Here is a 19593-nt window from a genome sequence, read left to right as displayed (position 1 = left end):
CACTGTGGTCGTGGAACTCCATCAACTGCAGATCCTGAGGGAGCTCGGCGCCCTCGGCAGCGTGACCGCCGTGGCCGACGCGCTCAGAGTCACTCCGTCTGCGGTGTCCCAGCAACTCGCAGCCCTGCAGAGGGGTGTTCCGACACCGCTGACACGCCGGATCGGCCGGACCCTCGCCCTCACGCCCGCCGGTGAAGTGCTGGCGACGGCCGGCGCCGAGGCGATCGACGCGATGGCCGCAGCACGGCATGCCCTCGACGAGTTCGAGGGAGCCGCGACGGGAGTCGTGAGCATCAGCGGATTCCACAGCGTCGGGCAGGCCCTGTTCGGCGCACTGGTGCGGGTACTGGCGTCCGCAGAGGATGCGCCGACGGTCCAGCTCACCGACGAGGATGTCGCGCAGAGCGAGTTCCCCGCGCTCACCGCCCGCTACGACCTCGTGCTCGCGCACCGCATGGAGCACTCCGACCCCTGGCCCACGCAAGGCGTGCGCAGTCTCACCCTCATACGTGAGCCCCTCGATGTCGCCGTCTCGATCTCCCACCCTCTCGCCGGCCGCGCCAGCCTCACTCCGGCCGACGTCGCAGGACAGAGATGGGTCACCAGTCGCATCGGCTACTCCCCCGACGATGTCCTTCGTGCGGTGTCGGCCGTAGCCCACCACCCTGTCGACATCCAGCACCGCATCAACGACTACGGCGCGGTGTCGGCGGTCGTGGCGGCAGGTGGGGTGATCGGGATGCTGCCGCGCTTCACCTCACGGAGCGTCGATGATCGCGAGATCGTGCGGATCCCGCTCGAGGGGGTGAGCACGCACCGGATGATCGATCTGCTCGCCCGCCCGGAGACCCTGCGTCGTCGATCGGTCCGCGTGGTGGTGGAAGCGCTGCGCGGAGTGATGACGCGCCTGAGCGAGGACGGTTCCTGAGCCTGGACAGCCGGGGTGGATAGGCTCGGAAGATGACCGACGCCACGAATCCGCTGCTGCAGCCGTCGACGCTCCCCTACGGCCTCCCGGACTACGGCGCGATCCGGCCCGAGCACTACCTCCCCGCGTTCCAGGCGGGTTTCGAGGAGCAGCGTCGCGAGATCGCGCGCATCACCATGGTGCGCTCGATGCCGACGTTCGAGAACACGCTTGAGGCGCTGGAACGATCCGGCGAGCTCCTCGACCGCGTGGCGCACACCTTCTATACCGTGAGTTCGGCCGATGCGACGCCCGAGATCCAGGCGATCGATGAGCAGCTGGCACCGCTCATGGCCGCGCATCAGGACGCGATCACGCTCGACGGCCAGCTCTACTGGCGGGTGCAGCACGTGTACGACCAGCGTGACTCCCTGGATCTCGACCCTGAGCAGCGCTACCTGGTGGAGCGCCACCACCGCGAGATGACCCACGCGGGTGCGGGTCTCGACGACGAGGCCAAGGCGCAGCTGACCGCACTGAACCAGAAGCTCTCGACGCTGACGAACACGTTCGAACGCAACCTCCTGAACGACACCAACGACCTCGCCGTGGTCTTCGACACCGCCGACGAGCTCGACGGGCTGAGCGCGGGAGAGCTGTCAGCCGCCGCGCGCGCGGCAGCGGACAGGGGCCTCGACGGCAGGTACCTGATCACCCTGCCGCTCTTCACCGGGCATCCTGCACTGGCACAGCTGCGCGTACGGGATTCGAGGCGGCGCATCATGGCCGCCTCGCTCGCGCGCGGATCCAGGGACAATGCCAACGACAACCGAGGGGTGCTCCTCGAGATCGTGCGGTTGCGGGCGGAACGCGCCACACTGCTCGGCTACGACTCGCACGCCGCCTACATCACCGCCGACGAGACCGCTGGAACTCCGGATGCCGTCGAAGAGATGCTCCGTCGCCTCGCAGCCCCGTCCGCGCGCAACGCCCGTGCCGAGCACGCGGCCCTCCAGGCGATCGTCGACGAGACCGAGGCAGCACCCTTCCCGGTCGAGGCGCATGACTGGGCTTTTTACACCGAACGAGTGCGTACAGCCAGGTACGACATCGACTCCAGTGCGCTGCGCCCCTGGTTCGAGGCAGAGCGCGTCCTGCAGGAAGGTGTCTTCTTCGCGGCGACCCGACTCTACGGCGTCACCTTCTCCGAGCGAGACGACCTCGCCGCGTACCATCCCGGCGCACGCGTGTTCGAGGTGCGCGATGAGGACGGCACCGCGGTCGGCCTGTACGTGCTCGATCTGTACACCCGGGACTCGAAGCGTGGCGGCGCGTGGATGAACGCGATCGTGAGCCAATCGCGCCTGCGCGGCACGGCTCCCGTCGTCGTCAACAACCTGAACGTGCCGCTTCCGGGAGATGGCGAGCCGACGTTGCTGACTCTCGATGAGGTGACCACGCTGTTCCACGAGTTCGGGCATGCGCTGCACGGACTCTTCGCGACCGTGACCTACCCACACTTCGCCGGGACGAATGTGTTCCGCGACTTCGTGGAGTTCCCGAGCCAGGTCAACGAGATGTGGATCCTGTGGCCTGAGGTGCTCGACAACTACGCACGCCACCAAGAGACCGGTGCGCCGCTCGACCCCGCGATCGTGGAGCGCCTGCGAGCGACCGAGACGTTCGACCAGGGGCATGCCACCAGCGAGTATCTGGCGGCGGCCTGGTTGGATCAGGCCTGGCATCGCCTCGGCACCGACGTGCAGGTCACCGACGTCGCCGCGTTCGAGGCTGCCGCATTGGCGGACATCGGCCTGGACGACCCTGCCGTCCCGACACGGTACTCGTCGACGTACTTCGCCCACGTCTTCTCCGGCGGGTACAGCGCGGGCTACTACTCGTACATCTGGAGCGAGGTGCTCGACGCCGACACGGTCGAGTGGTTCCGCACGAACGGCGGCCTCACCCGGGGCAACGGCGACCGGTTCCGTCGGCGTCTGCTCGGGGTGGGCGGCTCGAAGGATCCGCTCGACGCCTACCGCGACTTCCGTGGCCGCGATGCCGAGATCGAACCGCTCCTGAAGCGCCGTGGACTGGGCGACGGAGTCGTGAGACTCTGAGCGCATGAACGCATTCCCTGAGTCCCCATTCGGTCCCGCGGACCGCCTCGACCTCGACGCCGTCCCCCTCGCGGTGATCCGCCACAACGGCATCCGTCTGGCCGACATCCAGGAGGCATTCGACGCCGGCTACTCGGCGATCGCGCTCACCTTCGCCGGAGACGTGCTGGTCCCGACCGGCCCCGCGCTCGCGATCTATCACGGAGATCCGATGGACGTCTTCGACCTCGAACTCGGCTTCCCCGTGCAGACTCCCCCGGAGAACCCGATCCCCACGGCCAGCGGGCGCGTCATCGTCGCCTCAAGGCTGCCCGCAGGCCCTGCGGTCGCGACGACCCTGTTCGGCTCCTACGAGGAGCTCGGCGGCGCCTGGGGTGGTCTCGTCGAGCGTGCAGGCGCCCAGGGGCTCCGTCCCGGCGGCGTCTGGATCGAGATCTACGTGTCCGACCCGAGCACCACCCCGTCAGAGCTGCGCACCGATCTCGTCATGCCGACCGCCTGAGGTCATCAGACGTCTACGGGATCGGCGGGACGCATCGTCCGAGCTGCTCCATCGCTTTGTACCAGGTGAGCTGGTGGTAGCTCTGCGAGAGGCGGTCGCCGAGTCCGTCCAGTGACAGCACGTGCACGGCGATCGACTCGCTGTCGTCGAGCGACTGCTCCGCGATGCGCGTGCATCCGCGAGCGAGGAAGTGATGCACGCGGTTGGTGTGGTTGCCGAAGTTCGCCCACGTCGCACCGAGGTCGATGAGCTCATCTGCCACGAAGCCCGTCTCCTCCAGGAGTTCGCGGGCGGCCGCATCCTCCGGAGCCTCGCCAGGCTCTACTCCCCCGCCGATCGTGCCGAGCGCCACGACGCGGGCACCGTGCCGATATTCCTCCACCAGGATGGCATCGTCGTTCCGGTCGAGGGCGAGGACCGAGATCCAGTCGCCGTACTCCAGCACGTAGTACGGGGCTATCGAGCGCCCGCTCACGTCTTCGCAGCTGTCCTCATGCAGTCGGATCCATCGGTCGGCGACGAGAGTCTTCCTCGCCACCGTCTTCCAGGGAACCGGCTCCGCGCTCATGCGCTCTTGCGCTTGCGCTCCATCACGATCGTGGGCGGTGCGCCTTCATCGACGGCTGCACGGGTGACGATGACCTTGGCGACGTCCTCCGCCGAGGGGATCTCGAACATGATGGGTCCGAGCACGTCCTCCAGGATCGCCCGGAGTCCACGGGCACCGGTCTTGCGTTCGACGGCCAGGTCGGCGATGGATCGCAGCGCATCTTCTTCGAACTCGAGCTGCACGCCGTCGATCTCGAACATGCGCTGGTACTGCTTCACCAGCGCATTGCGCGGCCCGGTGAGGATGTCGATCAGTGCATCCTGGTCGAGCGGCGACACATTGGTGACGACCGGCAGACGCCCGATGAACTCGGGGATCAGCCCGAACTTGTGCAGGTCTTCCGGGAGCACCTCGCTGAACAGGTCGAGGTCCTTGCCCTTGTCGTGCAGCGGGGCACCGAAGCCGATGCCGTGCTTGCCGACGCGCGCCGACACGATGTCTTCGAGACCGGCGAAGGCCCCGGCGACGATGAACAGCACGTTGGACGTATCGATCTGCAGGAACTCCTGATGCGGGTGCTTGCGACCGCCCTGCGGAGGGACCGAGGCGACCGTGCCCTCGATGATCTTCAGGAGGGCCTGCTGCACGCCCTCGCCCGAGACGTCGCGGGTGATCGACGGGTTCTCGGCCTTGCGGGCGATCTTGTCGACCTCGTCGATGTAGATGATGCCCTGCTCGGCGCGCTTGACGTCGTAGTCCGCGGCCTGGATGAGCTTGAGGAGGATGTTCTCGACGTCTTCTCCGACGTAGCCGGCCTCGGTCAGCGCCGTGGCGTCGGCGACCGCGAAGGGGACGTTGAGACGCTTCGCGAGCGTCTGCGCGAGGTAGGTCTTGCCGCAGCCGGTCGGCCCGATGAGCAGGATGTTGCTCTTGGCGATCTCGACCTCTTCGGCCTTCTGCTCGGCCGTCTGCAGGGTGCCGTGTGCCCGCACCCGCTTGTAGTGGTTGTAGACGGCGACGGCGAGAGCGCGCTTGGCGGGCTCCTGCCCGACCACGTACTCCTCGAGGAAGGCGAAGATCTCACGCGGCTTCGGGAGCTCGAACTCGGCGACCCCGTCTGCGGACGACTCGGCCATCCGCTCTTCGATGATCTCGTTGCACAGCTCGACGCACTCGTCGCAGATGTACACGCCGGGGCCGGCGATGAGCTGCTGGACCTGCTTCTGACTCTTTCCGCAGAAAGAGCATTTGAACAGGTCAGCGCTTTCACCGATGCGGGCCATGCGCGTCCTCCTAGGGGGGATCAGAGATCGTTCTTCGAGCCTAACCTCTGCATACGACACCGGGCCGCATTGAGGGCATTCGACATCGGATCGCGAAACGATGAAGGGGCCGGGAGCCTTCAGCTGCCCGGTCGTGGGCGAAGGCTCCCGACCCCCTTCATGAGGTCGTCAGGACGGTCAGACCATGCTCTTGGTGTGCCAGACGGTCTTCACCTCTGTGAAGGCGCCGATCCGCTCCGGCGAGGCGACGACGTCTCCGGGGGGGAGCACCCGCTTGAGCGTCTCCGCCGCGGCGATCTGCATGTCGACCCAGTCGAGAGCGCCGGCTCCGGCCAGGTCGAGAGCGTTCACGTCCTGGTGCGAAGCCAGCCACGGAGCGATCTCCGCGGGCGAACCCGTCAGCACGTTCACGACTCCGCCCGGGACGTCGCTGGTGGCGAGGACCTCGGCGAGGCTGATGGCCGAGAGCGGGTGCTGCTCGCTCGCGACGACGACAACCGTGTTCCCGGCGACGAGAGCCGGAGCCACGACCGACACCAGACCGAGCAGCGCCGAGTCCTGCGGGGCGACGATCGCCACGACACCGGTCGGCTCCGGCACGGAGATGTTGAAGTACGGCCCCGACACGGGGTTCGCGTTGCCCGCCACCTGTGCGTACTTGTCGCACCATCCGGCGTACCAGACCCAGAGGTCGATTGCTTCATCGACCTGCGAGGCCGCGGCCGCGGACGACACGCCCTCCTGGGCCGCGATCTCGTCGATGAACTGCGCACGACGCCCCTCCAGCACCTCCGCGACGCGGTACAGAACCTGGCCGCGGTTGTAGGCGGTCGCACCGGACCAGCCCTTGACGGCGGATCGGGCGGCGACCACGGCGTCGCGGGCGTCCTTGCGGGAGCCCTTCGCGGCGTTCGCGAGGAAGGCCCCCTTCGGCGTGAGCACCTCGTACGTGCGGCCGGACTCGCTCCGCGGGAAGGCCCCGCCGATCGCCAGCTTGTACGTCTTCGGAACAGTCAGTCGCTTGCTCATGCTGCGGCTCCCTTGAGGTAGGCGGTGAGACCCTGGCGACCGCCCTCGCGGCCGAATCCGGACTCCTTGTACCCGCCGAACGGGCTCGACGGGTCGAAGCGGTTGAAGGTGTTGGCCCAGATCACGCCGGCACGCAGGCGGTCAGCCACAGCGAGGATGCGCGATCCCTTGTCGGACCAGATCCCGGCGGAGAGACCGTAGGGCGTGTTGTTCGCCTTCGCGATCGCCTCGGCGGGCGTGCGGAAGGTGAGCACCGAGAGCACCGGGCCGAAGACCTCGTCGCGGGCGATGCGATGCGATGCCTCGACACCGGTGAAGATGGTGGGTGCGAACCAGAAACCCTGCTCCGGAATGGCGCAGTCGGCGGTCCAGCGCTCGGCGCCCTCGGCCTCGCCGATGTCGCTGAGCTCGCGGATACGGGCCAGCTGCGCAGCGGAGTTGATCGCACCGATGTCGGTGTTCTTGTCGAGGGGGTCGCCCAGACGCAGGGTCGACAGACGCGTCTTGAGCCTGTCGACGACCTCGTCGTGGATCGACTCCTGCACGAGCAGACGACTGCCGGCGCAGCACACGTGACCCTGGTTGAAGAAGATCCCGTTCACGATGCCTTCGACCGCCTGGTCGATGGGGGCGTCGTCGAAGACGATGTTCGCCGCTTTCCCGCCGAGCTCCAGCGTCAGCTTCTTGTGGGTGCCCGCCACGGCCCGTGCGATGTCACGGCCGACACCGGTCGAACCGGTGAAGGCGACCTTGTCGACGTCCGGGTGGCGCACGAGGGTGGAACCGGTGGCTCCGGCACCCGTCACGATGTTCACGACACCCGCCGGCAGGTCGGCCTGCTGCAGGATCTCCGCGAAGATCAGCGCCGTGAGGGGCGTGGTCTCTGCGGGCTTGAGCACGACCGTGTTGCCCGCGGCGAGGGCGGGAGCGATCTTCCACGCCAGCATCAGCAGAGGGAAGTTCCAGGGGATGATCTGACCGGCGACGCCGAGCGCGCGGGGGTCGGCGCCGAGACCCGCATGGTCGAGCTTGTCCGCCCAACCCGCGTAGTAGAAGAACCAGGAGGCGACGAGCGGCACGTCGACGTCACGGCTCTCCTTGATCGGCTTGCCGTTGTCGAGGCTCTCGGCGACGGCGAGCTCGCGAGCGCGCTCCTGCACGAGGCGGGCGATGCGGAAGAGGTACTTCCCACGGTCGCGACCGCTCATCTTCGACCAGGTCTTCTCGTAGGCACGACGGGCGGCGGCGACCGCGCGGTCGACATCCTCGTCGCTGGCCGAGGCGATCTCGGCGATGTGCTTCTCCGTCGCCGGCGAGATCGTGTGGAACGGGGTGCCGGAACCGTCGACGAACTCGCCGTCGATGAACAGGCCGTAGCTGTCCTTGAGGTTCAGGATCGCGGTGGACTCCGGTGCGGGAGCGTATTCCAGAAATGACATGTTCGTCTTCCCGTCAGTCGATCGTGACGTAGTCGGGGCCCGAGTAGTGGCCGGAGCTGAGCTTCTGACGCTGCAGGAGCACATCGTTGAGGAGGCTGGATGCGCCGAACCGGAAGAGGTGCGGCTGCAGCCACTCCTCGCCCACCGTCTCGGCGACGGTCACCAGGTACTTCACCGCGTCCTTCGAGGAGCGGATGCCACCGGCCGGCTTCACGCCGATCTTCTCGCCGGTGCCGCGGTGCCAGTCGCGCACGGTCTCCAGCATGAGAAGAGTCGTCGGAAGCGTCGCGGCGGGTTGCACCTTTCCGGTCGAGGTCTTGATGAAGTCCCCTCCCGCCAGGATGCCCAGCCACGAGGCGCGCTTGATGTTGTCGTACGTGTTCAGCTCGCCGGTCTCCAGGATCACCTTGAGCGAGGCGTACGAACCGTCCTCGCGGCGGCATGCTTCCTTGACCTGGGCGATCTGGTCGAACACGAGGCCGTAGCGGCCGGAGAGGAACGCCCCACGGTCGATGACCATGTCGATCTCGTCGGCTCCGGCGGCGACCGCCTCAGCGGTGTCGGCGAGCTTGATCGCGAGAGACGAGCGCCCGCTCGGGAACGCCGTGGCCACCGCGGCGACGGAGATCATTCCGTCGTCGGGGTCGCCGTGCAGGCCGCCGAGCGCGGCGACGGCGTCGCCGACCATGTCGCCATAGACGCAGACCGCGGCGACCCGTGGAGTCGAGGGGTCTGCGGCGTCGGGGGTCTTCGCCTTGGCGACGAGCGAGCGCACCTTGCCGGGGGTGTCCGCACCCTCGAGCGTCGTGAGGTCGATCAGCTTGATGATCGTGTCGAGGGCCCACGCCTTCGAGGTGGTCTTGATGGAGCGGGTGCCGAGCCCGGCAGCGCGCTGCTCGAGACCGACGGCATCCACACCGGGGAGTCCGTGCAGGAAACGTCGGAGGGTGGCGTCGTCGGGCTCTCCGCCCAGAACGTCCACCGCCGTCCTGCGGCTGAGTTCTTTGGTCGTCACTGTTCCTCCAACAATGCTCGTGCTGTGGTCTCATCGGTCACCAGAACGCCGCACAGGCCGCTGGTGACCACGGTTCGTGCGATGTCGTGCTTGGCGGGGCCCGCCGTGACGAAGATCGCGCGGGCGGCTCCGCGCAGACGATCGAGCGAGACGCCGACCGTTCGCGCATCGAGCTGCGAGTCGACGATGTTCCCCTCGGCGTCGACGTAGCGGCCGAGAACGTCTCCGACGGCGCCGCGACGCGCGAGCTCTTCCACGTCCTCAGCGCTGAGGTAGCCGTTCTCGACGTGCGCGGATGAAGCGTCGCACGGCCCTGCGGTGAACAGGAATGCCTGCGCCTCCGCTGCTTCTTCGAGCACGGCAGCGACGGTGCGGTCGGACTCGATCGCCTGCTTCGTCTCCACACGCTCGAGGATGGCCGGGCTCGGCAGCAGCGAGACCTGGCCAGACGCGCGCTGAGCGATCGTGACAGCGAGGCCTGCCGCCCCGCCGGAGCGCCGATTCAGGCTCACTCCCCCGTTGAGCTGCACGACCGTCACGCCGTTCGCCCATCCATCCGGGAGGGCCTCGGCGACGGCGCGGAGCGTGCGCCCCCAGCTCACCCCGAGCGTGCGGGGCACCGGCCGCAGTGCGGTCAGGAAGTCGGCCGCGGCCTGCGCCACCCGCTCGAGCGTGCCGTCATCGCCCTCCGGGGCCGGCACGACGACGGCGTCCGTCAGTCCGAACCGGTCGACCAGAAGCCGCTCGAGGCCGAGCCTGCGGGCGCGGGGATGCACGATCTCGATGCGCACGATTCCGCGTTCGCGAGCCTGCGTCAGCAGGCGGCCGACCTTCCAGCGGGAGATCTTGAGGAGTCCGCCGATCTCGTCCTGGGTCTTGTCCTCGTCGTAGTACAGCTCGGCGACGCGAACCATGAGCAGATCTTCTTCCACGGCATCCTCCTTCCTCTCCCAGAGTAGGCCCTCATCAGCGTTCGCGCATCATGATGCTCATATGCGCACTCGAGCGTGGGGGCTCTGCACATCCGCCGGGCACGACGAAGGGCGCCCGTCGTGATGACGGACGCCCTTCGGGATCGATCGGGTCAGACGCGCTTGCGCGTCGTCAGGACCTGGTCGACGATGCCGTACTCCAGCGCCTGTGCGGCGGAGAGGATGTTGTCGCGATCGATGTCGCGGTTCACCTGCTCCGGCGTGCGCTTCGTGTGGCCGGCGAGGGTCTCCTCGAGCCAGGTCCGCATGCGGAGGATCTCCGCGGCCTGGATCTCGATGTCGGAGGCCTGGCCGTGGCCCGCCTCACCCATCGCGGGCTGGTGGATCAGCACGCGGGCGTTCGGGAGCGCGAGGCGCTTGCCCGGCGCGCCGGCCGCGAGCAGCACGGCCGCAGCGGAGGCCGCCTGGCCGAGCACGACGGTCTGGATCTGCGGCGCGACGTACTGCATCGTGTCGTAGATCGCCGTCATAGCGGTGAACGAGCCACCGGGCGAGTTGATGTACATGGTGATGTCGCGCTCGGCATCCTGGCTCTCCAGGACGAGGAGCTGCGCCATGACATCGTCGGCCGACGCGTCGTCGACCTGCACGCCCAGGAAGATCACGCGGTCTTCGAACAGCTTGTTGTACGGGTCCTGGCGCTTGAATCCGTAGGCGGTGCGCTCCTCGAACTGCGGGAGCACGTAGCGGCTGGAAGGCAGGTCACCGGCTGAGCGGAAGGTGGGTGTGTACATGAGCGTCCTTTCGCTTTCCGTTACTCGGTGTCCTGGTCGGTTCCGCCGCCGCCGATGACGTCGGAGGCCGATTCGCGGATGTGGTCGACGAAGCCGTACTCGAGGGCTTCCTCGGCGGTGAACCAGCGGTCGCGGTCACCATCGGCGTTGATCTGCTCGACCGACTTGCCGGTCTGCGCCGCCGTGATCTCCGCGAGGCGGTTCTTCATCGACATGATGAGCTGCGCCTGGGTCTGGATGTCGCTCGACGTGCCGCCGAAGCCGCCGTGCGGCTGATGCAGCAGCACCCGGGCGTTGGGCGTGATGTAGCGCTTGCCCTTGGTGCCGGCGGTCAGCAGCAGCTGACCCATCGATGCGGCCATTCCGATGCCGACCGTGACGATGTCGTTCGGCACGAACTGCATCGTGTCGTAGATCGCCATGCCCGCGGTGATCGAACCGCCGGGCGAGTTCACGTAGAGGTAGATGTCTCGCTCGGAGTCTTCTGCGGCGAGAAGAAGGATCTTCGCGCAGATCTCGTTCGCGTTCTCGTCGCGCACCTCCGACCCCAGCCAGATGATGCGGTCCTTCAGCAACCTGTCGAAGACGCTCGTTGCGAGGAGGGGTTCTGCAGCCATGTCAGCTCCTGATTCCGTGTTTCAGTGATTCGAATCTACCGGCGACAACGCGGCACCCAGGCCGTGTTCGCCGTCGGCATATCAGGTGTCGGCGTCCGCGATCTCGCGGGCATACGCCGTCATCGACCGGTGGTAGCGCGGCAGATGCGGGACCAGGGCGAGCAGCGCCACCGAGAGACCCTGCGCTGGTCGCCCCGCGCTTGCGAGGATGAGGGCGTGCACGCACGCGATGGCGTCACGGTAGGGACCGTCGGCCGACAGCTGCTCCTCGGCGCGGATCACGGCGAGGGCCTCGTCGTATTCGCCCAGATTCCGCAGCGAGCTCGCCATCTGGATCACGCATTGCGGGCGATGCTCAGCATCCAACCCCAATGCCAGCGCGCGCCGATACAGAACGATGGCTTCCGCGGGCCTTCCCGCGGAATCCCGCGCGCCCGCGCGTTCGAACTCGGCGCGGGCGTCACCTGCTCCGCGCTCGGCGGCGAGGGCGTCGATGCGGGCGATGGTGTCGTCACCGACCTCCTCACCCGTCGCGTCGTCCCACACCTCGTCGATGCGCTCATCCCACGTCTTCATGATTGCCCTCCCTGGATGGAAAAGAGGGCGGATGCCGCAGCACCCGCCCTCTTCACTGGATCGTGTCCGATCACTCGGCCTTGTCGGCCGCCTTCTTCGCCGGAGCCTTCTTGGCCGGAGCCTTCTCAGCCGGAGCCTTCTCAGCCGGAGCCTTCTTGGCGGCGGGCTTCTTGGCAGCCGGCTTCTCGGCCTCGTCAGCGTCATCGGCCTTCTTGGCCGGAGCCTTCTTGGCGGCGGGCTTCTTGGCCGGAGCCTTCTTGGCCGGCTTCTCCTCGGCCTCGGCGGACTCGGCGTCGGTGGACTCCGCCTCGTCGTCGGTGACGATGAAGTCGGACAGATCGACGGCCTTGCCGTTGCTGTCGACGACCTTCACCTTGCCGAGCGCGATCGCGAGGGCCTTGTTGCGCGCGACCTCTCCGACGAGCGCCGGGAGCTGGTTCGAGGACTGCAGCGCCTCGACGAACTCCTGCGGAGCCATGCCGTACTGCGCAGCCGACTGGATGAGGTACTGGCTGAGCTCTTCCTGCGAGACCTGCACATCGGCCTGCTCGGCGATCGTGTCGAGCAGCACCTGCGTGCGGAACTGCTTCTCGCTCGCCTCGGTGACCTCGGCGCGGTGCACCTCGTCCTCGAGACGGCCTTCGCCCTCGAGGTGGTTGTGCACCTCGTCCTCGATGAGCTGCGGCGGAACGGGGATCTCGATCTGCTCGAGCAGCACCTCGACGAGCTTGTCGCGCGCGGCGGAGCCCTGCGTGAAGACGCCCTGCTGAGCGACGCGCTCGGCCAGGCTCTCGCGGAGCTCGGCGATCGTGTCGAACTCGCTCGCGATCTGCGCGAAGTCGTCGTCGGCCTCGGGGAGCTCGCGCTCCTTGACGGCCTTGACGGTCACGGAGACCTCGGCCTCGGAGCCGGCGTGGTCGCCACCGACGAGAGCGGAGCGGAAGGTGGTGTCCTCGCCGGCGGTGAGCGACTCGATCGCGTCGTCGATGCCCTCGAGCAGCTCGCCGGAGCCGATCTCGTAGGAGACGCCCTCGGCGCGGTCGATCTCGGCACCGTCGATCGTGGCGACGAGGTCGAGCTCGACGAAGTCGCCCTTGGCGGCCGGACGGTCGACCGGGACCAGCGTGCCGAAGCGCGCGCGCATGTTGTCGAGCTCGGCGTCGAGCGCGGCGTCATCGGCCTCGACGGCGTCGACCGTCACGGTGATGCCGTCGTAGGAGGGCAGCTCGATCTCGGGGCGGACATCCACCTCGATGTCGACGAGCAGGTCACCCGAGAAATCCTTCTCGTTCGGCCACTGCGTGATGTCGGCAGCCGGACGGCCGACGACGCGCAGCTTGTGCTCGACCGTCGCCTCGCGGAAGAACTTGTCCAGGCCCTCGTTGACGGCGTGCTCGATGACGGCGCCACGACCGATGCGCTGGTCGATGATCGGAGCCGGGACCTTGCCCTTGCGGAAGCCGGGGATCTGCACGTCTTGAGCGATGTGCTCGTACGCGTGAGCGATGCTGGGCTTGAGGTCGTCCGGGGTGACCGTGATGGTGAGCTTGACCCGGGTCGGGGTCAGCTTCTCGACGGTGCTGTTCGCCATGCTGGTGTGTTCTCCTTGTGATTTCCGCTTCGATTCGCGGCTGTAAGGTCCGTGGGGGCTGTGTCGGGGCGACAGGAGTTGAACCTGCGACCTCCCGCTCCCAAAGCGGGCGCTCTACCAAACTGAGCTACGCCCCGGGGAATCCGCACGCGGATTCAGCCCCACCGAGTCTAACGGACCGGAGCATGCGCCAGAGTCCGGTATAGTCGATGAGTCGGTACCGAACCTTTCCGAAGGTCCGGATCCGGGGCTGTAGCTTAGTGGTAAAGCCTTAGTCTTCCAAACTAATGATGCGGGTTCGATTCCCGTCAGCCCCTCCGCTCGAGAAGGCCCCCACCATCGGTGGGGGCCTTCTCTCATTCCCCGTGACCTTCTCCGGCTCGCGTCCGCCCGTCGAATACGCTGTGAGCATCGCTGCACGCAGTCTCCGACCGGAAGGCATCATCGAATGGGCACGACGTGACCGACCAGTCCCGGCCGGACGCCGACACGCGCACGGCGCCGCTCCCCGGTGGGCACGTATTGCCCGTCGTGTTCTCCGCTGATCCCGCCGTTGCTGCAGCGGCGACGCCACGTCGGATGAGACGCACGGGCATCGGCGTCGGTCTGATCGGCGGAGCGGCCGTGATCGCAGGGCTGGCACTCACTCAGGTGACGGCGAACCTCGGGTACGACAACGCGCTGTCGCGATACGAGAGCACCGCCGAGGCGACGTCGACCACGAAGACGCAGGTCCGTGAGGCGATCGCGGACCTCCGCGCGGTCACCGGCGCGGCGGAACAGATCCTCGCCGGAGGAAACCAGCCGATCGCGGTGCCCGAGGAGGTCCAGGCAGGGCTCGCCTCAGCGCTCGCCGACGGCACCACCGCCGCCTCGGAGGCCGACGCCGTGGTCGCGACGGAGATCGCCGGGGTGGGCACGAAGCCGGGCTGGTTCTGGGAACTGTTCGGCGCCACGTCGGAGCTGGAACAGCGACGGCACGATCTCGACGTGCTGTCCGATGAGCTCGCCGTCGCCTCCACCGAGACGGCAGACGCGCATGAGGCTGTGGCGGAGAGTGGGGTGGCCGTGATCAACGCCGCCGGCGCGGCCGCTCCGGCGTTCGAGGCCGCGCACCTCTCCGCCCGCAACGAGGCCGTGATCGCCCTGCGCGCAGCAGCCGCCGATGCGACCGCCGCGACGACCATGGATGACAGCGAGGCAACCTCCTACCTCTCGCTGCAGGACGCGGCCGCGCAAGTCGTCGCCACCGAGAGCGAAGAGCTGGCGGAGAAAGCGGGGCCGCTGCTGAACGCCCGGCTCGAGATCGAGGCGTTCGCCCGATCCCTCGCGCCCGGCGTGCTCCTCGACTTCGACTGGTCGCCGGTCGTGAGCGGCGCCGGCTACAACGGCAGCATGGGCGGGTACACGACCTGGTGGTGGGGCGAGTCCGGGCGCGCAACGATCGAGCTCTCGAACTCGGTCGCCGAGCAGTGGCCGGGCATCCGAAGCAAGGCGCTCGTCGCCCATGAGGTGGGGCACGCGATCAGCGTGAAGTGCCAGAGCATGTACGACTCGTCCACTCAGGACAGCATCGAGAAGTGGGCGACCGCGTGGGCCATCAGCATGGGCTACACCGACGACGCCAACGGGGTGTGGGCGTACGGCTATCCCCCGCAGAACTACATCGACGCCGCAGCGGGCTGCCGCTGAAGACGGTGTCAGGGTACGGAAGAAGCCGCCGCGATTACTCGCGGCGGCTTCTTCGATGTCAGACCGAGGTCACTGGCCCCTGCGCTCGCGCAGCTGCGTGAGTGCGTCGTCCAGAAGCTGGACGGCTTCCTCGTCGGTACGACGCTCCTTCACGTAGGCGAGGTGCGTCTTGTACGGCTCCGCCTTCGCGAGCGCAGGAGGATTCTCCTTGTCGCGGCCGGCAGGAAGACCCGACTGCGGGTGATCGATCGTTTCCGGGATCTCCTCTTCGGGGAGACCGGCGGCGAAGTAGCGCACGGTCTCGTTGCCGAGACCGTCCCAGTACGAGACTGCGATGCGGTCGGCGTGATAACCGTGGTCCTGCTCGCCCATGGGGCCCGAGCCGACACGGGTGCCGCGGATCGCGTTTCCACCGGTAGCCATCAGATGACCTCGAATTTCGTGATGAGGCCCAGCGCGACGATGGAGACGAACCACGTCAGAGCCAGGACGACGGTGAAGCGGTTCAGGTTCCGCTCCGCGAGCCCGGAAGAGCCGACCGCTGAGGTCATGCCTCCACCGAACATGTCGGACAGGCCACCGCCGCGGCCTTTGTGCAAGAGGATGAGGAGGGTCAGCAGAACGCTGGTGATGCCCAGCACGACCTGCAGGACGAACTCGAGAATTGCCACGAGAAAGAGCCTTTCGCTGGGGCCGGAGCGCCCCCGTAACGGTCAAGTATACGGTGCAGCGGGGCCGAAGCCCCGCTGCACTCACACGCCGACGTGCTTCTCGAAGCGGATGATCGCGGCGAACTCGTCCACGACGAGGCTCGCCCCGCCGACCAGAGCGCCGTCCACATCGGGTTCGCGCATGAAGCTGGCGATGTTGCCCGACTTCACCGAGCCGCCGTAGAGGATGCGCGTGCGCGCAGCCGCTTCGTCGCCCAGGACCTTCGCGATGACGGCTCGCAGTGCGGCGCAGACATCCTGTGCCTGCTGCGGGGTCGCTGCCTGGCCGGAGCCGATCGCCCACACGGGCTCGTACGCCACGACGATGTCCGCCTTCGGCGAGACGCCCTCGAGCGCGGCCTCGAGCTGGGACACCGGGACCGCACTGGCGCCGAACTTCTCGAGGTCGCCCGCTGTCTCGCCGACGCAGATCACCGGGACCAGTCCGTGCTTGAGCGAGGCCTTCACCTTGGCAGCCACGATGTCGTCGCCCTCGGAGTGGTACTCACGGCGTTCGGAGTGACCGATGATGACGTACTTCGCGTCGAGCTTCGCCAGGAATGCCCCCGACACCTCACCGGTGTACGCACCGGAGTCGTGTGCCGAGACGTCCTGCGCTCCGAGCGCGAACGGGATCTTGTCCGCGTCGATGAGCGTCTGCACGCTGCGGATGTCCGTGAACGGCGGGAAGACCGCCACCTCGACCGATCCGTCTTCGTGCTTCGCGTCCTTCAACGTCCAGTGCAGCTTCTGCACGAACGCGACCGCCTGCAGGTGGTCGAGATTCATCTTCCAGTTTCCCGCGATCAGCGGGGTACGGGAGTTCACGCCCATCCGAGGACCTCCAGCCCAGGTAGTTTCTTGCCCTCGAGGAATTCGAGGCTCGCGCCGCCGCCGGTCGAGATGTGACCGAACTGGTCGTCGGAGAAGCCCAGCTGCCGCACGGCTGCCGCGGAGTCGCCACCGCCGACGACGCTGAGGCCGTCGACCTCGGTGAGCGCCTGCGCCACGGTCTTGGTACCCGCCGCGAACGCCGGGAACTCGAACACGCCCATCGGGCCGTTCCAGAACACGGTCTTCGACTCGCGGATGACCTCGGCGAAACGTGCCGCCGTCTCCGGGCCGATGTCGAGGCCGATGCCGGAGGCACCGAACGGCGTGGACTCGATGGCATCGGCTGCAGCGACTTCATGCGCGGCATCGGCGCCGAAGGATGCGGCGACGACGACGTCGGTGGGGAGCACGAGCTCCACGCCACGCTCCGCCGCCTCCGCGATGTAGCCGCGAACGGTCTCGAGCTGGTCCTCTTCCAGGAGACTCGACGCCACGGCGTGACCCTGTGCCTTGAGGAAGGTGAACAGCATGCCGCCGCCGACGAGGATCTTGTCGACGCGCGGCAGCAGGTGCGAGATGACGCCGAGCTTGTCGCTGACCTTGGAGCCGCCGAGCACGACCGCGTACGGACGCTCGGGATTCTCGGTCAGACGGTCGAGCACGTCGAGTTCGGTCGCGATCAGCAGACCGGCCGCGGACGGGAGCAGCTCGGCGAGCTCGTAGACGCTCGCCTGCTTGCGGTGCACGACCCCGAACCCATCGGAGACCAGCACATCGCCGAGCTCCGCGAGTTCGGCCGCGAAAGCCGCACGGGTGGCGTCGTCCTTCGAGGTCTCCCCCGGGTTGAACCGCAGGTTCTCGATGACGACGACTCCGCCGTCCTCGAGGGACTCCACGGCGTCCTTCGCCGACTCGCCGACCGTGTCGCGTGCGAACGCGACCGGGGCACCGAGCAGCTCGGACAGGCGCTGGGCCACCGGCTCCAGGCTGTACTTCGGGTCGGGCGCGCCGTCCGGCCGCCCGAGGTGAGAGCACACGACGACGCGGGCGCCCGCATTGATGAGTGCGTTGAGGGTCGGCAACGAGGCGCGGACACGGCCATCGTCCGTGATGATCCCATCCCGCAAGGGGACGTTGAGATCACAACGGACGATGACGCGCTTGCCCTCGAGCGACCCCAGAGTGTCCAGGGTGCGCAGAGTCATGTGTCTGAGCTTAGAGGCGCTCGGCCACGTACTCGGTCAGGTCGACGAGACGGTTGGAGTAGCCCCACTCGTTGTCGTACCAGCTGGAGACCTTGATCAGGTTGCCGCTCACGTTGGTGAGCGTCGAGTCGAAGATCGACGAGTGCGGGTTGTGCACGATGTCGCTCGAGACGATCGGGTCCTCGTTGTACTGGAGGTAGCCGGCGAGGCGACCCTCGGCAGCGGCCTTCTTGTACGCCTCGTTGACCTCGTCGACCGTCAGGTTCTCACGGTCGGTGATGAGGGTGAGGTCGACGATCGAGCCGGTCGGAACCGGAACGCGGTACGACGAGCCGCTGAGCTTGCCCTGCAGCTCCGGGAGCACCTCGCCGATGGCCTTGGCAGCACCGGTCGACGCCGGCGTGATGTTGATCGCGGCAGCACGTGCACGACGCAGGTCGCTGTGCGGGCCGTCCTGCAGGTTCTGGTCCGCGGTGTACGCGTGAGCCGTCATCATGAAGCCGCGGTCGATGCCGAAAGCGTCGTTGAAGACCTGGGCGAGCGGCGCGAGGCAGTTCGTCGTGCAGGAGGCGTTGGAGATGATGTGATCGGTCTCCGGGTTGTACGTGTCCTCGTTCACGCCCATGACGAACGTGCCGTCGACACCGGTGCCCGGGGCCGAGATGAGGACCTTCTTCGCGCCGGCCTCGATGTGCTTCTTGGCGAGTTCAGCCTTGGTGAAGAAGCCGGTGGACTCGATGACGATGTCGACGCCCAGCTCACCCCAGGGGAGGTTGGCGGGGTCGCGCTCGGCGAACGCCTTGATCGTCTTGCCGTTGACGGTGATGCTCTCATCGTCGTAGCTGATCTCGGCGTCGAGGACGCCGCCCACCGAGTCGTACTTCAGCAGGTGCGCCAGGGTCTTGTTGTCGGTGAGGTCGTTGACGGCGACGATCTCAAGGTCCGCTCCCTGCGCGAGAGCCGCGCGGAAGTAGTTGCGTCCGATGCGGCCGAAGCCGTTGATACCGATCTTGACAGACACTCAGGTCTCCCTGTTTCTCGTGCACTGCACGCTGCTTTCCAGCACGCGTGAAGCGCGGGGTTTTTTGGCTGAGAGGGCGTCCCGACGAGCCGTGGCCCGTCGGGACGCGACCCGATTACGACAGTACCAGCAGGCCGTTCGTCTGCTTGCGGGCGACTTCGAGGCGCTGGGCGACGTTCTCCCAGTTCGCGATGTTCCACGCGGCCTTGACGTAGTCAGCCTTCACGTTGAGGTAGTCGAGGTAGAAGGCGTGCTCCCACATGTCGAGCTGGAACAGCGGGATCGTGCCCTGCGCGGTGTTCGACTGCTGGTCGAACAGCTGCTGAATGATCAGACGCGAGCCGATCGAATCCCAGCTGAGGACCGCCCACCCGGATCCCTGGATGCCGGTCGCCGCTGCCGTGAAGTGCGCCTGGAACTTCTCGAACGAGCCGAAGTACTCGTCGATCGCCGCCTTCAGCTCGCCCTCGGGCTGACCGCCGCCGTTCGGCGACAGGTTCGTCCAGAAGATCGAGTGGTTCACGTGACCGCCGAGGTTGAACGCGAGGTCCTTCTCGAGCTTGTTGACGTTCGCGAGGTTTCCGCTCTCGCGCGCCTCGGCGAGCTGGTCGAGCGCGGTGTTCGCACCCGTCACGTATGCCTGGTGGTGCTTGTCGTGGTGCAGCTCCATGATCTTGCCGCTGATGTGCGGCTCCAGGGCTGCGAAGTCGTAGGGAAGGTCGGGGAGCGTGTAGGTCGCCATATCGCTTTCATCCAATCCGCGCCGCGCCGCGGCG

The 19593-nt window shown here is 67.4% G+C and carries 20 protein-coding genes and 2 tRNA genes; 5 read left to right on the top strand and 17 right to left on the bottom strand.

The window, feature by feature from the left end; all coding sequences use genetic code 11:
- Positions 1-10 precede the first annotated feature (10 nt).
- Genes MST3598_RS07175 through MST3598_RS07165 form a run of 3 tightly spaced genes read left to right on the top strand, consistent with a single transcriptional unit; the run spans position 11 to position 3529 of the window.
- Positions 11-928, top strand: coding sequence for a LysR family transcriptional regulator (locus tag MST3598_RS07175; RefSeq protein ID WP_029258194.1), 918 nt, complete (start codon positions 11-13; stop codon positions 926-928).
- Between the two features lie 32 nt (positions 929-960).
- The gene (locus MST3598_RS07170; protein WP_029258195.1) at positions 961-3027 is read left to right on the top strand and encodes a M3 family metallopeptidase; all 2067 of its coding nucleotides are present in this window, start codon (positions 961-963) and stop codon (positions 3025-3027) included.
- 4 nt (positions 3028-3031) lie between these two features.
- On the top strand, positions 3032-3529 hold the full coding sequence (locus MST3598_RS07165) for a GyrI-like domain-containing protein (RefSeq protein WP_021201504.1): 498 nt from the start codon (positions 3032-3034) through the stop codon (positions 3527-3529).
- Between the two features lie 13 nt (positions 3530-3542).
- On the opposite strand, the gene MST3598_RS07160 is transcribed toward MST3598_RS07165, so the two are convergent.
- The 11 genes from MST3598_RS07160 to MST3598_RS07110 all read right to left on the bottom strand — a co-directional run bounded on the left by MST3598_RS07160 (position 3543) and on the right by MST3598_RS07110 (position 13492).
- A complete protein-coding gene (locus MST3598_RS07160; protein WP_021201505.1) occupies positions 3543-4097 on the bottom strand; it encodes an NUDIX hydrolase in 555 nt (184 codons plus the stop codon).
- Positions 4094-5362, bottom strand: coding sequence for an ATP-dependent Clp protease ATP-binding subunit ClpX (gene clpX / locus MST3598_RS07155; protein WP_021201506.1), 1269 nt, complete (start codon positions 5360-5362; stop codon positions 4094-4096). Before clpX ends, MST3598_RS07160 begins: the two co-directional genes overlap by 4 nt.
- A 177-nt stretch (positions 5363-5539) precedes the next feature.
- Positions 5540-6391, bottom strand: coding sequence for an aldehyde dehydrogenase family protein (locus MST3598_RS07150; protein WP_029258198.1), 852 nt, complete (start codon positions 6389-6391; stop codon positions 5540-5542).
- Positions 6388-7830: an aldehyde dehydrogenase family protein gene (locus MST3598_RS07145; RefSeq protein WP_021201508.1), complete on the bottom strand. Its 1443-nt coding sequence runs from the start codon at positions 7828-7830 to the stop codon at positions 6388-6390. Before MST3598_RS07145 ends, MST3598_RS07150 begins: the two co-directional genes overlap by 4 nt.
- A 13-nt stretch (positions 7831-7843) precedes the next feature.
- Entirely contained in the window at positions 7844-8845 is a 1002-nt protein-coding gene (gene deoC / locus MST3598_RS07140) for a deoxyribose-phosphate aldolase (RefSeq protein ID WP_029258199.1), read from the bottom strand.
- A complete protein-coding gene (locus MST3598_RS07135) occupies positions 8842-9777 on the bottom strand; it encodes a sugar-binding transcriptional regulator (protein WP_021201510.1) in 936 nt (311 codons plus the stop codon). Before MST3598_RS07135 ends, deoC begins: the two co-directional genes overlap by 4 nt.
- Positions 9778-9929: 152 nt before the next feature.
- On the bottom strand, positions 9930-10571 hold the full coding sequence (locus MST3598_RS07130) for an ATP-dependent Clp protease proteolytic subunit (RefSeq protein WP_021201511.1): 642 nt from the start codon (positions 10569-10571) through the stop codon (positions 9930-9932).
- A 20-nt stretch (positions 10572-10591) separates the two neighbouring features.
- Positions 10592-11188 (bottom strand): ATP-dependent Clp protease proteolytic subunit, encoded by a 597-nt coding sequence (locus tag MST3598_RS07125; protein ID WP_017830295.1) that lies wholly within the window; start codon positions 11186-11188, stop codon positions 10592-10594.
- Positions 11189-11269: 81 nt separating this feature from the next.
- On the bottom strand, positions 11270-11764 hold the full coding sequence (locus MST3598_RS07120) for a tetratricopeptide repeat protein (protein WP_021201512.1): 495 nt from the start codon (positions 11762-11764) through the stop codon (positions 11270-11272).
- Positions 11765-11834: 70 nt separating this feature from the next.
- Positions 11835-13355, bottom strand: coding sequence for a trigger factor (gene tig, locus MST3598_RS07115; protein ID WP_096359500.1), 1521 nt, complete (start codon positions 13353-13355; stop codon positions 11835-11837).
- A 63-nt stretch (positions 13356-13418) separates the two neighbouring features.
- Positions 13419-13492, bottom strand: a tRNA-Pro gene (locus MST3598_RS07110).
- A gap of 109 nt (positions 13493-13601) precedes the next feature.
- On the opposite strand from MST3598_RS07110, the gene MST3598_RS07105 reads away from it, so the two are divergent.
- Positions 13602-13672, top strand: a tRNA-Gly gene (locus MST3598_RS07105).
- 142 nt (positions 13673-13814) lie between these two features.
- Complete coding sequence (locus MST3598_RS07100; RefSeq protein WP_157749860.1) at positions 13815-15047, top strand: hypothetical protein; 1233 nt, start codon at positions 13815-13817, stop codon at positions 15045-15047.
- Between the two features lie 69 nt (positions 15048-15116).
- Here the strand turns inward: MST3598_RS07100 and MST3598_RS07095 are convergent, their stop codons facing one another.
- The 6 genes from MST3598_RS07095 to MST3598_RS07070 all read right to left on the bottom strand — a co-directional run bounded on the left by MST3598_RS07095 (position 15117) and on the right by MST3598_RS07070 (position 19559).
- Entirely contained in the window at positions 15117-15470 is a 354-nt protein-coding gene (locus tag MST3598_RS07095) for an RNA polymerase-binding protein RbpA (RefSeq protein WP_017830291.1), read from the bottom strand.
- Positions 15470-15718, bottom strand: coding sequence for a preprotein translocase subunit SecG (gene secG, locus MST3598_RS07090; RefSeq protein WP_017202783.1), 249 nt, complete (start codon positions 15716-15718; stop codon positions 15470-15472). Before secG ends, MST3598_RS07095 begins: the two co-directional genes overlap by 1 nt.
- Before the next feature lie 81 nt (positions 15719-15799).
- A complete protein-coding gene (tpiA, locus tag MST3598_RS07085) occupies positions 15800-16591 on the bottom strand; it encodes a triose-phosphate isomerase (protein WP_021201515.1) in 792 nt (263 codons plus the stop codon).
- Positions 16582-17796 (bottom strand): phosphoglycerate kinase, encoded by a 1215-nt coding sequence (locus MST3598_RS07080; RefSeq protein WP_021201516.1) that lies wholly within the window; start codon positions 17794-17796, stop codon positions 16582-16584. Before MST3598_RS07080 ends, tpiA begins: the two co-directional genes overlap by 10 nt.
- Before the next feature lie 10 nt (positions 17797-17806).
- Positions 17807-18817, bottom strand: coding sequence for a type I glyceraldehyde-3-phosphate dehydrogenase (gene gap / locus MST3598_RS07075; protein WP_021201517.1), 1011 nt, complete (start codon positions 18815-18817; stop codon positions 17807-17809).
- A gap of 115 nt (positions 18818-18932) precedes the next feature.
- Entirely contained in the window at positions 18933-19559 is a 627-nt protein-coding gene (locus MST3598_RS07070; protein WP_021201518.1) for a superoxide dismutase, read from the bottom strand.
- Positions 19560-19593: the final 34 nt, after the last annotated feature.

This window comes from Microbacterium sp. TPU 3598 (genome assembly GCF_002356155.1).
Classification (GTDB): domain Bacteria; phylum Actinomycetota; class Actinomycetes; order Actinomycetales; family Microbacteriaceae; genus Microbacterium; species Microbacterium maritypicum_A.
The sequence above is the reverse complement of the archived record's forward strand: the minus strand, read 5'-3'. Positions and strand labels throughout refer to the sequence as shown.

Coding starts and splice junctions, on each gene's coding strand:
- MST3598_RS07170 (WP_029258195.1), top strand. CDS start 961: ATGACCGACGCCACGAATCCGCTGCTGCAGCCGTCGACGCTCCCCTAC.
- MST3598_RS07165 (WP_021201504.1), top strand. CDS start 3,032: ATGAACGCATTCCCTGAGTCCCCATTCGGTCCCGCGGACCGCCTCGAC.
- MST3598_RS07160 (WP_021201505.1), bottom strand. CDS start 4,097: ATGAGCGCGGAGCCGGTTCCCTGGAAGACGGTGGCGAGGAAGACTCTC.
- clpX (WP_021201506.1), bottom strand. CDS start 5,362: ATGGCCCGCATCGGTGAAAGCGCTGACCTGTTCAAATGCTCTTTCTGC.
- MST3598_RS07150 (WP_029258198.1), bottom strand. CDS start 6,391: ATGAGCAAGCGACTGACTGTTCCGAAGACGTACAAGCTGGCGATCGGC.
- MST3598_RS07145 (WP_021201508.1), bottom strand. CDS start 7,830: ATGTCATTTCTGGAATACGCTCCCGCACCGGAGTCCACCGCGATCCTG.
- MST3598_RS07130 (WP_021201511.1), bottom strand. CDS start 10,571: ATGTACACACCCACCTTCCGCTCAGCCGGTGACCTGCCTTCCAGCCGC.
- MST3598_RS07125 (WP_017830295.1), bottom strand. CDS start 11,188: ATGGCTGCAGAACCCCTCCTCGCAACGAGCGTCTTCGACAGGTTGCTG.
- MST3598_RS07120 (WP_021201512.1), bottom strand. CDS start 11,764: ATGAAGACGTGGGATGAGCGCATCGACGAGGTGTGGGACGACGCGACG.
- tig (WP_096359500.1), bottom strand. CDS start 13,355: ATGGCGAACAGCACCGTCGAGAAGCTGACCCCGACCCGGGTCAAGCTC.
- MST3598_RS07095 (WP_017830291.1), bottom strand. CDS start 15,470: ATGGCTACCGGTGGAAACGCGATCCGCGGCACCCGTGTCGGCTCGGGC.
- tpiA (WP_021201515.1), bottom strand. CDS start 16,591: ATGGGCGTGAACTCCCGTACCCCGCTGATCGCGGGAAACTGGAAGATG.
- MST3598_RS07080 (WP_021201516.1), bottom strand. CDS start 17,796: ATGACTCTGCGCACCCTGGACACTCTGGGGTCGCTCGAGGGCAAGCGC.
- MST3598_RS07070 (WP_021201518.1), bottom strand. CDS start 19,559: ATGGCGACCTACACGCTCCCCGACCTTCCCTACGACTTCGCAGCCCTG.